Source organism: Clostridium sp. Cult3 (genome assembly GCF_021655115.1).
GTDB lineage: Bacteria > Bacillota > Clostridia > Tissierellales > Tepidimicrobiaceae > PPXY01.
In genome coordinates this window covers 12742-28580 of the sequence record NZ_PPXY01000042.1, presented here as the reverse complement: position 1 = coordinate 28580, position 15839 = coordinate 12742, and the positions used below count along the sequence as shown (strand labels likewise).

The window sequence follows — 15839 nt, the reverse complement described above, 5'->3', positions numbered from 1 at the left end:
CTTATATTTTGGCAAAAGATAAACAGGAAAGGCAGGTAGCCATTGAAGACAATCAAATTATATCAGAGCTGTTTGGAAAGCTGGATGAAAACATAAAGATAATCGAAAAGGAATTGAACATAGAGATAATATTAAGAGAAGGAAAGCTTACGATAATAGGAGATAGGCTCTCTGCCGAGCTAGGAGAAAGATTAATACAAAAATTAATTGAAATAATCAGCATTCAAAAAAAGCTTACAAAGCAAGAGTTACGCTACACAATTCAACTAATTCTAGAAGGAAAAGAGGAAAGGGTAAAGGATTTATTAAGTGAGACGGTTTGTATTACTGCAGCAGGTAAAGCCATTAAACCTAAGACCTTAGGACAGAAAAGATATATAGACGGAATTAAAGAAAATGATATAGTATTTGGTATAGGACCAGCAGGGACGGGTAAAACCTATTTAGCCATGGCTATGGCCATAAATTCTTTTAAAAACAAGGAAGTAAATAGAATAATATTAACAAGGCCAGCTGTAGAAGCAGGAGAGAATTTAGGCTTTTTACCTGGAGACCTGCAGGAAAAAGTAGACCCTTACCTTAGACCTATATACGATGCTTTATTCGATATATTAGGATTTGAAACCTATTTAAAGCTTATGGAAAAAGGACTTATAGAAGTAGCACCTCTAGCATATATGAGAGGTAGAACCCTTGATTCTGCCTATGTAATACTAGATGAAGCACAAAATACTACTAATGAGCAGATGAAAATGTTCTTGACTAGATTAGGGTATGGTTCAAAAGCAATAATAACAGGAGATATAACGCAGATCGATTTGCCAAAGGGCAAAACTTCAGGCCTAGTATCAGCATCGAAAATATTATCCCATGTAGATGGTATAGATTTTGTTTATTTAACTAAATACGATATAGTAAGGCATCCATTAGTACAAAAAATAATCCAAGCCTATGATGATTATGAGGAAAGGGTAGATAGATAAGGGGGCCACCCGTATGGAAAACAATCAAAAGGAAAATAAAAAGAAGAATAGAAAAAAGTCATCACAGAACATTAGAAAGAACAAAACATACGTCAATGTATTAATGCTAATAATATTTACCACAGTCCTTTTTTTTATTACCATTCAAAAGGTAGAAACTAAAAGGATAAATGTAATAGTAGGTGACACTGCACCCTTTGAAATTAGAGCTACTAAGGAGATTGAGGACAAAGTAGCAACGGAAAAACTAAAGGCAGAAGTGGCCAACAGAGCCGAGCCTAGATATAGACTAAGCCCATCCGTGCAGATGACTATGAAGAGCAATATCAAGGAATTTTTTGACAAGGTTCGGAAGTATCAAGCTGATGAAACCTTAAGCCTTGGTAAAAAAGTAGAGGCATTGGGAGAAGAATCAAGGATACTTCTTTCTAAAAACGAATATTATATTGCCTTGAAGTTAAAACCCGAAGAATTAGATGCTTTTGAAAACAATATATTTGATTTGATTAGTCAAATAATGGGAGTAGGAATAAAGGAAGAAGACTTAGAATATGAAAAGGCCAATATTGAAAGAACTTTTGAAACCATGGATTTAAGTGACAATGAAAAACAGTTAGGCATAGCCCTTTTAACCAGTACTATACAACCAAATAAATTTATAGATGAAGAAGCTACCCAAAGAATAAAAGAAGAGGAAGTAGCTAAAGTAGAACCAGTCATCATTAAAGAACACCAAGTAATAGTAAGAAAAGGGGATATAATAGATAGTCATTCGTTGAATTTAATTAAAGAATCAGGTTTATTAAAAGAGAAGGACGGATATGATAAAACTACCGTAGTAGGTATCATAATACTAATACTACTTTTACAGGTAACTATATTTGGATATATACATCTTTTCAATAGTGAGGTACTAGAGGGAAACAAATTATTGATTTTAATCATCATAATCACCTCAGTTATATTAATATCTGAAGGAACATACAATATCTCCCCTTATATCATGCCAGTATCTACTGCAGCACTATTGATAGCCATATTGATAGATATTAGACTATCATTAATAGTCAATATGTTTATTACCTTTATTTTAAGTTTTATGTTAAAATTGGACGATACCATAATAGCTATGTATTTAGTAAGCGGTAGCATTGGAGCCTATATAGTGACTAAGCAACAGCAGAGATATAATATATTAATAAATGGCCTTATAATAGGTATTTCAAATGTATTAACTATAACATCCTTTGGTTTGATAAAAAAGTTAGAGGTAATGGATGTAATATCAAAGGGTGGTTATGGAATGTTAAACGGTTTATTTTGTGCAGTTTTAACTATAGGAACTCTACCAATTTGGGAAAATGTATTTAAAGTAATTACACCATTAAAACTACTTGAACTATCAAATCCCAATCAACCTCTTTTAAAGAAATTGCTTCTAGAAGCACCAGGTACCTATCATCACAGTATAATCGTAGGAAATCTAAGTGAAAGAGCTGCAGAAGCTATTGGAGCAGATCCATTGTTGGCGAGAGTTGGAGCCTATTACCATGATATCGGAAAGCTTAAAAGGCCCTATTTTTTTAAAGAAAACCAATTGGGTATGGACAACCCCCATGATAAACTACAACCAAGTATGAGTACCTTGATAATTACCAATCATGCAAAAGATGGCATTGCCTTAGCAAAGGAACAAAATATACCAGAGGAAATAATAGATATTATAGCTCAGCATCATGGAGACACGGCTGTATCTTATTTTTATCATAGAGCATTAAAGCAGGATGATTCGAAGGAAGTTAATATCGAAGATTTTAGATACCCGGGACCAAAACCTCAGACTAGAGAAGCTGCTATAGTTATGTTAGCAGACTCAACTGAAGCTGCCGTCAGATCCATAAAGGAACCTAATAAGAAGAATATTGAAGAGATGATTAGAAACATTATCAAAGGAAAGCTCCAAGATGGACAGCTGGAAGAATGTAATTTGACCCTTAAGGATTTAAACACTATTGCTAATGCTTTTTCATCCATTATGATGGGGATATTTCATGAAAGGATAGAATATCCAAATTTAGAATTAGCAAAAGAAAAAGGAGAGTTATAGATGGAAATATATATAGATAATAGACAAGACCAGGTAGAAATAGATGAAGACCTATATGGCGTATTGGAACAAGTCGTAAGAGAGTGCTTAATATTGGAGGAAAGGTCCTTAGATTATGAAATAAGCATATCCTTTGTAGATAATGAAGAAATACGAAAGCTAAATAAACAATATAGAAACGTAGATAGCAATACAGATGTATTGTCATTTCCTTTAGAAGAAAATGTGCCAGTACCCATGCCATTATTAGGAGATATTATTATATCTGCTGAAAAGGCCCTAGAACAATCCAAAGCATATGGTCATTCTTTTTTAAGAGAAGTAGCCTATTTAACTGCTCATAGCATGTTCCATTTATTAGGTTACGATCATATGGAAGAAGGAGAAAGGGCTCTTATGAGAAGCAAAGAAAAAGATCTAATGAAAAGATTAAGAATATTTAAAAATAAAAAGTAGGGGAATACTATGAAGTCGAGATCTTTAATTGAAAGTTTTAATTATGCAGTATCGGGCATAATTTATACATTAAAAACTGAAAGAAATATGAGAATTCATTTTTTTATATCCATTGTCGTCATTATATTAAGCTTATTTTTTGATTTTTCGAGAGGGGAATTATTACTACTATTTTTCACCATATCCTTGGTATTTATCACTGAAATGATAAATACTGCTATAGAAAGGACTATAGACTTGATAACAGAGGATTTTCACCCTTTAGCCAGAATAGCCAAAGATGTAGCAGCTGGGGGAGTTTTAATAGCTGCAATAAATTCAATAGTAGTAGGATATTTGTTATTTTTTGATAGATTAAACCCTTATACAAATCGCATACTATATAAGATAAAGAATTCTTCGGTTCATTTAACTTTTGTGTCCATAGCATTAGTGGTATTATTGACCATTGGGATAAAAACCAAATTTTATAGAGGAAAAGGCACCCCTTTTCAAGGGGGTATTGTAAGCGGCCATGCAGCTGTATCCTTTTGTATTGCCACCATAATAGCCTTTGAAGCTAACAATATATTAGTATCTACCCTCTCCATTTTTATGGCTGTTTTGGTTGGAGAAAGTAGAATAGAAGGGAAGATACATTCTTTATTTGAAGTGATTTCTGGGGCATTACTAGGTATACTAGTAGGCATATTAGTATTTCAAATAATTGGATAGTGGAGGCAGAGTATGAAAAAGACAACAATATTTGTTATCATACTATTATTGTTTTTATTAGTAGGTTGTAAAAATAGCGTATCTCAATTAGAAGAAGATATTTTAAGAGGAGCAGAAAAAGTGGAAGAAGAACCAATAGATGAGAAAGCAGAAAAAATTGAAATAGTAGAAGCAAAGGAGGGAATTCCCTCACCTTTATCAGGTATCTATGCACCAGAAGAAAAGGTAAATAGAAGACCTATTGCTATAATGTTTGACAATCATCCAAAAGCTAGATGGCAAGCAGGCCTATCCCAAGGGGAAATAATATACGAATTTTTGGTGGAAGCTCCCTACACAAGATATATGGGGATATTTTTAATAAACGAGCCTGAATCTATAGGACCTATCAGATCCTCAAGGCCGTATTTTATAACCGCTTTGTTAGAATACGATCCCATATATGTAAGAGTAGGAGGCAGTCCTCAAGCTAAACGGGATATTATCCAGTTAAACGTAGCAGACATCGATGGATTATCTAGCTCGAATAAAGTGTTGTGGAAAAATACTAAGGTTGGGAAAAAAGCTCCCCACAATACCTATACCAATATGAGAGCCATCAGAAAAGCCCAACAACAGAAGGGTTATGGATTAATAGGTGAGTATCAGGGGTTTGAATTTCATGATGAAGACGAAGAACTAGAAGGTTTTACGGCAACAGATATACATATTAATTATTTTAAAAATAATACAACCTCTTATAGCTATAATCCAGAAGAGAGATTATATTATCGTCAAAAAGATGGAGAGAATCATTATGATGAATTGACCAATTCTCCAATAACAGCAAAGAATATAATCGTTCAAGAGGCAAAGACTAAAATAATAGACAATGAAGGTAGATTATCAATAGATTTAGTAGGGGAAGGAAAGGGTAAATATATAACCAATGGCAAAGGAATAAATATTAAATGGTCAAAAAATGCAAGAAATAGCAAGACCTATTATTGTGACGAAAATGGAAAAGAAATAGTACTAAATCCAGGGATAACGTGGATACAAGTAGTTAGCACGGATTCAAATATAAATATCCATTAGGAAATAAAATAGTATGAGGAGTGGTAATATGGATAAAAGACATCTAATAAAAAAAGCTCTAGAAGCTCAACAAAAAGCATATGTTCCTTATTCTCACTTTAAGGTAGGCGCAGCAGTACTTACAGAAAATGGAGAGATTTATACTGGTTGTAATATCGAAATAGCTTCTTATTCGCCAACCCTTTGCGCAGAAAGAACTGCTATATTTAAAGCTGTATCTGAAGGTCATAAAAAAATAAAAGCTATTGCTGTAGTGGGAGATTCCGATTTTACCTATCCTTGTGGGGTTTGTAGACAGGTTATAAGGGAATTTGGAAAAGATGCAATAATTATAGTGGCTAATTCTGAAGATGAATACAGAGAATACAATTTAGATGAATTACTTCCCTATAGTTTTGGACCAGAAGATTTAGGATAATATTAACAGGAGTGATGAAATGTATAGATCAGGATTTGTAACCGTTATTGGAAGACCGAATGTAGGAAAATCTACATTGCTTAATCATATCATAGGAGAAAAGATATCAATAATATCTGATAAGCCCCAAACTACTAGGAATAAAATTCAGCTTGTATACACTGAAGAAGAATGTCAAATAGTTTTTTTAGATACACCAGGCATTCAAAGACCAAAAAATAAATTAGGTGAATATATGCTTAGGGTTTCAAAAAGTACTTTAGAAGAGGTGGATGTAGTAACTTTTATGGTAGATGAAAGTATGGAGACAGGAAGACTAGATAGCTATATAATAGAACAATTAGAGGGCATCAAGACGCCAATTCTATTGCTCATTAACAAAATAGATAGATCCAATAGAGATAAAATAGATAAACTAATATTGAAATATGAAGATATGAATATGTTTACCGATATTATTCCCATATCTGCTGTGAATGGTACCAATATAGACAGATATATTCAAGCAATTAAAAAATTATTACCAGAAGGACCTCAATATTTTCCAGAGGATATGATAACAGATCAGCCTGAAAGGCTTATCATATCGGAAATAGTCAGGGAGAAGGCCCTAGAAAATCTGCAGGAAGAAGTTCCCCATGGAATCTTTGTAAGCATAGATAGTATATCAGAAAGAAAAGATAAAGAATTAATAGATGTTCATGCTACCATATACTGCGAAAAGGAATCTCACAAAGGTATCATAATAGGCAAAAGAGGTCAAATGTTGAAAGAAATTGGCAAAACTGCACGGTTCGACATAGAAAAATTACTAGGTAGTCAAGTTAATCTACAATTATGGGTAAAGGTAGAGAAAAATTGGAGGGAAAAAGAAGGCAAAGTACGCTACTTTGGATATAAATAGAAAGGTTAATTATATGTATACTAAAACTGAAGGAATAGTATTGAAAGAATTAAGGTTTAAAGAGACCAGTAAGATACTTACCATATATACTGAAAGACATGGCAAAATTCAGGCTATGGCTAGGGGAGCTTATAGACCTAAGTCTCAATTAATAGCTAATACTCAACCTTTTTCTTATAATGAATATAATTTATATAAGGGTAGAAATTTATATTATATAAATCAAGGAGATATAATCGATTCATTCTACTCCATAAGGGAAAATATAAATAGGTTAATGTATGGTTCTTATCTATTGGAACTATTGGACTTATCTACTATGGAAGAGGAGAAAAATGAAAAACTATTTTTGCTACTACGTAAAGGCTTACTAGTCTTATCTAAATTAGAAAAGGATTTTTTAAAATTCATACTAGCCTACGAATTAAAATATATTTCTTTTTTAGGTTACAAGCCCTATTTGGAAGGATGTGTAAACTGTGGTAGTAGAGATTTAAATCAGATTAAGTTCAACATAGATCGGGGTGGAATAGTCTGTAAAAGTTGTTTCCATGTGGTCCCCTACTGTGAAAATATGGATTTCAATATGTATAAAGCTATAAAAATCCTCTTGTACACTCCTTTAGATGAAGTAATATGCCTAAAAATACCTAAAGATACTACGTTTAAATTACATGCTATTATGGAAAAATACATATTGAATAAGATAGATAGAAAGGGATTCAATTCTTTAAATATGTTAAAATCAATGAAGAATAATGGAGGCGTTTAAAATGGAAGTATCTCTAGAAAAAATTGACACCGTAGTAGCTCGAACTTCTGCCACTTTTAAAGAGGCAAAGGAAGCTTTAGTAGAGGCTGAAGGAGATGTAGTAGAGGCCATAATTATAATAGAAGAAGGTAGAAAGTCATGGACAGACAACATATCCAACAAAGGTGAGCAGATGATAGAAAAGGTAAAGGAAATATTGAGAAAAGGCAATGTCACTAAGATTACCATAAAAAAGAATGGTGAAACCATAATGAATATACCAGTGACAGCTGCTGCCTTAGGTTCTATAATCTCTGCCCCTCTGACTTTAATAGGCTTAGGTTCTGCCATTATCACCAAGTGTATTATAGAAATAGAAAAAGAAGATGGAGAAGTAATAAATATAAACAATTTGGTGGAATAATATGAAGGACCATGAACAACCATATTGACAAGTCATGTATTTTTTGTTAGATTATAAATTATATAGAAAACTAAAACCTGGTATGCAATGAAGAAGAAAAAGTCAATATGTATATTAAAGCGAATTAGGATTGGTGAGAGCCTAGTATAAAAATGTTGATGAAGGGCACTTCTGAGCATATTTTTTAAGGGAATACCACAAGGTATTAAATAGGGTGGAACCGCGGAAGTAACCTTTCGTCCCTATAGGGATGTAAAGGTTTTTTGTATTTATAAATATTGTAAACAAGGAGGTTTAAATATGTATTTTCAGGAATTGTATCTGAAACTACTAGATTATTGGGGCAGCAAAGGGTGCATAGTATTAGAACCTTATGATGTAGAAAAAGGCGCTGGAACCATGAGCCCTCATACATTTTTAAGAGCTTTGGGGCCAGAGCCTTGGAAGGTAGTGTATGTAGAGCCATCTAGAAGGCCAGCAGACGCAAGATACGGTGAAAATCCCCATCGGGTATATCAACATCATCAATTACAAGTTATATTAAAACCTTCCCCAGAAGATGTACAGGATATATACCTAGATAGCTTAAAGGTAATAGGAATAGATCCATTAAAACATGATATTAGATTTGTGGAGGATAATTGGGAAGCACCTACTTTAGGCGCTTGGGGATTAGGTTGGGAAGTATGGTTAGACGGTATGGAAATTACCCAATTCACATACTTTCAACAAGTAGGAAGTATTAACTGTGATTTGGAATCAGCAGAACTAACCTATGGTCTAGAACGAATCGCTATGTATCTTCAAGATGTAGAGGATATATTTGATATAAAATGGAATAGACATATTACCTATGGAGATATATTTAAACAAGCAGAATATGAACACTCCGTATATAGTTTTGAAAAAGCAAATATAGAAACTCTAAAAAACTTATTTGAAATATATGAAGAAGAGGCAAAAAACAATATAGAAGAAGGTTTAGTTCTTCCAAGTTACGATTATGTGTTAAAATGTTCCCATACTTTTAATGTATTAGATGCTAGAGGGGCTGTATCAGTAACGGAAAGAACCCATTATATAGCTAGAGTTAGATCTTTAGCAAAAATGGTAGCAGCAAAATACATAGAGCAGAGGGAAAGCCTAGGATATCCTCTATTAAAAGAAGGGGGTAGAGCAAATGGATAATAAATATCTATTAGAAATTGGGGTAGAAGAGTTACCAGCTAGACTTATAGGTAGCGCTTTGGAACAGCTAAAGAATAATACTAAAAAGATGTTAAACGAAGAAAGAATACAATTTGAGGGTATAGAAACCTATGCAACACCTAGAAGATTAGTATTGATAATAGAGGGTTTAGGTGACAAGCAAGAAACTATACAGGAATTAGTAAAGGGCCCTGCAAAGAGAATAGCCTACGACGATAAGGGTAATCCTACGAAGGCTCTTCATGGATTTATGAATGGGCAAGGCGTTGAGATAGATCAAATTATCATACAGGAATACAATGGAGAGGAATATATATATGCTAATGTAATAAAAGAAGGAAAAACAACGGAAACTATATTATCAGAAAACATGGCAAATATCATTAAATCCATAATATTTCCAAAGTCTATGAAGTGGGGGGGTAAAAACATAAGATTTGCTCGGCCTATAAGATGGTTAGTATCCCTTTATAACGAAAATGTGCTACCTTTCAATTTAGAGGGTATAGAAGCGGGGAATATTACTAAAGGTCATAGATTTTTAGGGAGCAATCATATTGAATTAAAGTCCGTAGACGAATACTTTGAAACCTTAGAGAAGAATTATGTACTAGTAGATCAAAACAGGAGAAAGGATATTATCAAATATGGCTCTGAAAGGTTGGCTAAGGAAAAAGGCGGCAATCTGTTAATGGATTCCAGCCTATTAGAGGAAGTTACCTATATAGTTGAATATCCAACTCCATTAATCGGTAGAATAGAAGAGGAGTATTTAAATCTACCAATAGACGTAATCATAACTCCTATGAAAGAACATCTACGCTATTTTCCAGTAGTAGATGATAAGGGGAGACTATTACCTTACTTTATCACCGTAAGAAATGGGAATGAAGAACATATAGATACGGTAACAAAAGGTAATGAAAAGGTTTTAGGAGCCCGATTAGAAGACGCTAAGTTCTTCTATTACGAAGATATAAAAACTCCATTAGAAGATTATGTAGAAGATTTAAAGAATATCACATTTCAGGAAAAGCTAGGAACTTTATTCGATAAGACTATCCGTATTCAAAAGTTAGCTGCAAAGATTGGTAACTATTTGGAAGTAGGTCAGGAAACAAAGAACAACATTGAAAGAGCAGCCTACCTTTCAAAAGCGGATTTAGTTACAAAGATGGTAGATGAATTTACAGAATTACAAGGTAATATGGGAATGGAATATGCCAAACAATCTGGAGAAAATGAAATAGTAAGTTTGGCAATATATGAACAGTATCTACCAAGATTTGCAGAGGACCAGCTACCTACTACTACAGCTGGGGCCATCCTTAGCATTGCCGATAAACTAGACACTATAGCAGGATGTTTTGCCATAGGTATACAACCAACAGGATCTCAAGACCCTTATGGTTTAAGAAGGCAAGCCTTGGGAATTATAAATGTAATATTGGACAGAAAATTGAATTTAAATCTAGGAGATATAATAGACTTTGCACTATATATATATGTAGATGAAAATAGTCTAGTATTTAATTATGAAAACATAAAATCAGAAATCCTTGAATTTTTTAATGGTCGAATAAAAAACATGTTTAGCGATGTGGGTATAAGATATGATATTATTGATGGAGTTATAAACACAGGGATAGACGATGTATATGATCTAAAACTTAGAGCAGACAAATTAAATGAATATTTAAATGAGGAAGGGCTGACAAAGGTATTAGCAACTTTTAATCGTGTTATTAATTTAGCTGAAAAAGCCAGTTCCACGGAGATAAAAAGGGATCTATTAGTTGAAGAAGAGGAAATAGAGCTATATGAAGCATTTAATAGTATAGAGGATAAAGTCTTGAATTGGCTAAATAAAAAAGAATATGATAAAGCCCTAGAGCAGTTTATCGTTTTGAGAGAACCTGTGGATAACTTCTTTGACCACGTAATGGTTATGGTAGATGACGATGAAATAAGAGGAAATAGGCTAAGTCTATTAGCTAAAATATCGGAAACTATGCTTATGATCTGCGATCTATCTAAGATAGTCAAGTAGTATAAAAACTAGGTACAAATCGTTAATTGTTCTAAATTATCCATTGAAAACTGTGTACTGTATAAGGGGTGGTGATTCCTATTCAATTAAGTGAAAGACAGGAAAAGATTATCGATATAGTTAAGTACAACCAGCCAATAACTAGCGAAAACATTGCAAAGAGATTAGAATTAACTCGTTCAACCCTCCGTCCAGACTTGGCTATACTTACAATGTCAGGCATATTAGATGCAAGACCAAAGGTTGGGTATTTCTATACGGGAAAGACTACTCTAAGCTTCATATCAGAAAAGATAAGGGAGATTAAAGTAGCAGATAGAAAATCTGTGCCAGTTGTAGTAGATGAGGAAAGTAGCATTTATGATGCAATAGTTACCATGTTTTTAGAAGATGTGAGCACCATATTTGTTACATCTAATGGATACCTTTCTGGAGTAGTGTCCAGAAAGGATTTCTTAAAGAATGCTATTGGTGGTTTGGATCTATATAAAACACCAATAGGAGTAATCATGACACGAATGCCTAATATAGTAGTAACTACCTTAGAAGAAACGGTTTTAGAGGCAGCTATCAAGCTTATAGAACACGAAGTAGACAGCATCCCTGTAGTAGAGGTGGTTTCAACGGATGGAGAAGAGAAGGTCTATAAAGTAGTAGGTAGAATTACTAAAACTACCATTACCAGACTCTTTGTAGATTTAGGAAATAATGAATAGGGGTGATATTATGGACAAGAGTATTGCAATATACGTATTATCTGACTCCATAGGGGAAACGGGAGAACAAGTGGCTAGAGCTGCTGTAAGTCAATTTAACCCTGACAAATATGAAGTTCGAAGATTCCCTTACATAACGGAAGAAGATCAAATATTAGAAATATTTGAAGAGGCTAAGAATGAAAAAAGCATAATCATATATACCATAGTTATTGAAAGGTTAAGAAACTATATTATAGAAATGGGGCAGGTATACGATATTCCCGTTGTAGATTTAATGACACCAGCCTTAGATGCTTTAGAACAAGTACTTGGCTATGAGCCAAAGAGGGAGTCCGGATTGATAAGACGATTAGACGAAAAATACTTTAAAAAAGTAGAAGCCGTAGAATTTGCTGTAAAATATGATGATGGAAAGGATACAAGGGGAATAAAGAAGGCCGATATTGTGTTGGTAGGAGTATCTAGAACTTCCAAGACGCCTTTAAGTATGTATTTAGCCCATAAAAATTTTAAAGTAGCCAATGTACCCTTGGTACCAGAAGTTCCAGCCCCAGAGGAGTTATTTCTTAAGGATACAAAAAGGGTGTTTGGGCTTATAGCCAATCCATTTAAACTAAATGAAATAAGGCAAGAAAGACTAAAGTCTTTAGGATTAAGTAACAATGCCAACTATGCAAGTATAGAAAGAATTAATTTAGAACTTGAATATTCTAAGAAAATAATGGAAAAACTAGATTGTACAGTGATAGATGTATCCAATAAGGCAGTAGAGGAAACGGCTGGAATAGTAATGGACTATATGAAAAAGAATTTTGGTGAGGAAATAATGGATTAGAAGTGTTGCATGCTCAACACTTCTTTTGTTTCCTAAAGAGATGCTATAGGAGGCATTTCTATGGTCTAAAACATAAATTTTATACAAAGTATTAAAATATTCTTCAAAAATAAAGGATTATACAAACTTATGTTGTATATATATATAATCGCCATTTTACAATTAATATGATAATAAGCTTTATTTGAAACCATAGACTTAATTGCAAGATGGAATCTTTGTTCTAATTTTCTGTAAAGGGGTATATATATTATGAATATACGTAGTCAAATAGAAAACTGTGAAAAAGATAATCTATCCCATTTAGCTATATTAAGTCAAAATACAAAGGGCAGAGTATTTAAAGAAGAAAAGTGTAGTGTAAGAACGGAATTTCAAAGGGATAGAGATAGAATTATACACTCTAAATCCTTTAGAAGGTTGAAACATAAAACTCAGGTATTTATAGCACCAGAAGGAGATCATTATCGAACTAGATTAACCCATACCTTAGAAGTGGCTCAGATATCCAGAACTTTAGCTAGGGCTTTAAGATTAAATGAAGATCTTGTTGAAGCTATAGCATTAGGGCATGATCTTGGCCATACACCTTTTGGGCATACAGGAGAGGTGGTTTTAAATTATCTTAATCCAAAGGGTTTTAAACATAATGAGCAAAGCCTTAAAGTAGTAGAACATTTAGAGCATGGCTATTCAAGAAATGGACTTAATTTAACCTATGAAGTTAGGGATGGAATACTAAAACATACGGGAAAGGATATGCCTGGAACCTTAGAAGGACAAATCGTCAGGATCGCAGATAGAATTGCTTATATCAATCACGATATAGATGACGCTATTAGGGCAAATGTAATCAAAAGAGAAGACCTACCAGATGATTGTGTCAATATGCTAGGAAAACATCCTGGTGAGAGAATAAATACCATGATATTGGATGTAATAGAAAATAGTATGGAAAAAGGAATAATAACCATGGGGACTGAAATTGGATACTATACTGAAAGGCTAAGGAATTTTATGTTTGAAAGGGTATACTTAAATCCGGTGGCTAAAAAAGAAGAAGGAAAGGCCAAATATATGATAGAACAACTATATCATTATTATATAGATAATTATGATAGATTGCCAAATGAACACAAAAAACTGTACAAGGAAGGTTTATTTACAAAAGAAGACATAATATGCGATTATATAGCAGGAATGACCGATAGATACGCAGTAAACCTATTTAAAGATTTATTTGTTCCAAAAGCTTGGGAAAAATACTAAAAAAAGAAGGATTATTTAAATATTTGTCGAATATAAATAAAGTGCTCCTTTCAATAGATAGGAAGTGCAAGGTGGTAATTTATGTCATATGTCATTAATGATGAAACAATTGAAAAAATTCGGGATACCAGTGATATAGTAGCTATAGTATCTCGATATGTATCCCTAAAAAGGAGTGGCAGCAATTATATGGGCTTATGCCCTTTTCACAATGAAAAAACGCCATCCTTTACTGTATCTGATACTAAGCAGCTTTTTCACTGTTTTGGATGTGGAGAAGGTGGGGATGTTATATCTTTTATTATGAAAATAGAAAATTTAACATTCCCCGAGGCAATAGAATACTTAGCTGATATGTTAGGGATATCTTTGGAGAAGAAAAATAAAACTGATGAAAAACTAGTACAAAAAAAAGAAAAATTATATGAGATAAATAGAGAAGCAGCCAGATATTATTATTACAACTTAACTAATGACAAACAAGCTCTATTATATTTAAAAAATAGAAATATCAATAAAAAAGTATTAAATCGATTTGGATTAGGGTATGCTTTAGATAGTTGGAATAGCATATATGGATATTTAAAGAATAAAGGCTATGATGAATTGGATATAGAAAGATCAGGACTTATAGGTAGAAGAAAAGATAATTCTGGTTACTATGATAAATTTAGAAATAGAATTATGTTTCCAATAATCGATACAAGAGGTAGAGTAATTGGTTTTGGCGGTAGGGTATTAGACAACTCTATGCCTAAGTATCTAAATTCCCAGGATTCTTTAGTATTTACAAAGGGTAATAATCTATATGGCTTAAATTTGGTTAAAGAATACTCCAATAGGGAAAAAGTCATATTAGTAGAAGGTTATATGGATGTAATAGCCCTTTTCAATCATGGAGTAAACTATGCTGTAGCGAGTCTCGGTACAGCTTTTACTCAAAATCAAGCAAAATTACTTAAAAGATATGGAAAGGAAATTTACATCTGTTACGATTCAGATAAAGCAGGAATAAATGCAACGACTAAAGCACTAAATATTTTAAGAGATGAAGGGACAGAGCCAAAAGTTATAATTCTCCCATCTGGTCAGGACCCAGATGACTTTATCAATAAAAGAGGACTAAAAGAATTTAAAAAACTAATGGATCAAGCGTTAAACTATGTAGATTATCAAATATATATTAACAAACAAAGATATGACCTATCTAACCCAGAAGAAAAGATAAAGTTTACAAAAGAAATAGCTAATACACTGAAAAGATTAAAGAGTCCAATTGAAAAAGATGTATATATTGATAAGATATCTTTGGAGACAGGTATATCAAAAGAAGCCATAGAAAAAGAGATTGTTGGGAAAAATTATAAGAATAACAGGACAATTTATGGGGACAAGTATATTAATAGAGAATATAGAGATAATAAGAGTAAAATAATTCCTATAAAGACGGTATTAGAACCTGCCCATTTGACGGCAGAAAAAACCCTAATCAAATTGATGATAGAGAATAAAGAATATTTTATTTTAATTAAAGAATATTTGAAGGAAGAAGATTTTTTGAATTATGAGTGCAATATATTGGCAAACATCATATTTCATCAGTATATGGAAAAGAACCAGTTGACACAAATAGATACAGACATTATACTAGATAAGGTAAAAAACATAGAAAATATAGATATTTCCATTATAGACGAAGTCCTATCTAAAGATATTGTTTTTTTACCCGAAGATAAACATATATTAGTAGAGGATTTAATAAATACAGTTAAATATTCTAAATTAATGCTTGAAAGGAAACAAATAACCAATGAAATTCAACAAATAGAATCCAATAAAGATAAAGGAGATGGACAGAAGTTTAAATCACTATGTTTGAGATTAACCAAAATAGACAAACAGTTAGAATCATATAAATAAATA

General features: G+C 32.8%; 15 protein-coding genes and 1 other annotated feature. All 15 genes read left to right on the top strand.

Annotation, left to right across the window (positions count from 1 at the left end):
- Positions 1-8 precede the first annotated feature (8 nt).
- The 15 genes from C3E88_RS08540 to dnaG all read left to right on the top strand — a co-directional run bounded on the left by C3E88_RS08540 (position 9) and on the right by dnaG (position 15836).
- Positions 9-983, top strand: a complete 975-nt coding sequence (locus tag C3E88_RS08540; protein WP_236909756.1) for a PhoH family protein — start codon at positions 9-11, stop codon at positions 981-983.
- A 13-nt stretch (positions 984-996) separates the two neighbouring features.
- Positions 997-3090: an HD family phosphohydrolase gene (locus tag C3E88_RS08535; RefSeq protein WP_236909755.1), complete on the top strand. Its 2094-nt coding sequence runs from the start codon at positions 997-999 to the stop codon at positions 3088-3090.
- Entirely contained in the window at positions 3091-3546 is a 456-nt protein-coding gene (gene ybeY, locus C3E88_RS08530) for an rRNA maturation RNase YbeY (RefSeq protein ID WP_236909754.1), read from the top strand.
- A 9-nt stretch (positions 3547-3555) separates the two neighbouring features.
- Positions 3556-4260, top strand: coding sequence for a diacylglycerol kinase (locus tag C3E88_RS08525; RefSeq protein WP_236909753.1), 705 nt, complete (start codon positions 3556-3558; stop codon positions 4258-4260).
- Between the two features lie 12 nt (positions 4261-4272).
- Positions 4273-5337, top strand: a complete 1065-nt coding sequence (locus tag C3E88_RS08520) for a DUF3048 domain-containing protein (protein ID WP_236909752.1) — start codon at positions 4273-4275, stop codon at positions 5335-5337.
- A gap of 28 nt (positions 5338-5365) precedes the next feature.
- Positions 5366-5755, top strand: a complete 390-nt coding sequence (locus C3E88_RS08515; protein WP_236909751.1) for a cytidine deaminase — start codon at positions 5366-5368, stop codon at positions 5753-5755.
- 19 nt (positions 5756-5774) lie between these two features.
- Complete coding sequence (era, locus tag C3E88_RS08510; protein WP_236909750.1) at positions 5775-6659, top strand: GTPase Era; 885 nt, start codon at positions 5775-5777, stop codon at positions 6657-6659.
- Positions 6646-7431, top strand: coding sequence for a DNA repair protein RecO (gene recO / locus C3E88_RS08505; protein ID WP_236909749.1), 786 nt, complete (start codon positions 6646-6648; stop codon positions 7429-7431). The genes era and recO overlap by 14 nt, the downstream gene beginning before the upstream one ends.
- Position 7432: 1 nt before the next feature.
- Positions 7433-7834 (top strand): DUF4342 domain-containing protein, encoded by a 402-nt coding sequence (locus C3E88_RS08500; protein WP_236909748.1) that lies wholly within the window; start codon positions 7433-7435, stop codon positions 7832-7834.
- A gap of 78 nt (positions 7835-7912) precedes the next feature.
- Positions 7913-8081: a binding site (T-box leader), on the top strand.
- 53 nt (positions 8082-8134) lie between these two features.
- A complete protein-coding gene (glyQ, locus tag C3E88_RS08495; protein WP_236909747.1) occupies positions 8135-9022 on the top strand; it encodes a glycine--tRNA ligase subunit alpha in 888 nt (295 codons plus the stop codon).
- Positions 9015-11093: a glycine--tRNA ligase subunit beta gene (glyS, locus tag C3E88_RS08490; protein WP_236909746.1), complete on the top strand. Its 2079-nt coding sequence runs from the start codon at positions 9015-9017 to the stop codon at positions 11091-11093. The genes glyQ and glyS overlap by 8 nt, the downstream gene beginning before the upstream one ends.
- Before the next feature lie 80 nt (positions 11094-11173).
- Positions 11174-11809, top strand: a complete 636-nt coding sequence (locus C3E88_RS08485) for a helix-turn-helix transcriptional regulator (RefSeq protein ID WP_336513082.1) — start codon at positions 11174-11176, stop codon at positions 11807-11809.
- A 10-nt stretch (positions 11810-11819) separates the two neighbouring features.
- Positions 11820-12647: a pyruvate, water dikinase regulatory protein gene (locus C3E88_RS08480; protein WP_236909744.1), complete on the top strand. Its 828-nt coding sequence runs from the start codon at positions 11820-11822 to the stop codon at positions 12645-12647.
- A gap of 252 nt (positions 12648-12899) precedes the next feature.
- Complete coding sequence (locus tag C3E88_RS08475; RefSeq protein ID WP_236909743.1) at positions 12900-13916, top strand: deoxyguanosinetriphosphate triphosphohydrolase; 1017 nt, start codon at positions 12900-12902, stop codon at positions 13914-13916.
- 81 nt (positions 13917-13997) lie between these two features.
- Positions 13998-15836 carry a DNA primase gene (gene dnaG, locus C3E88_RS08470; RefSeq protein WP_236909742.1) on the top strand — a complete coding sequence of 613 codons (1839 nt, stop codon included), beginning with the start codon at positions 13998-14000 and terminating at the stop codon, positions 15834-15836.
- The last annotated feature ends 3 nt before the right edge of the window (positions 15837-15839 follow it).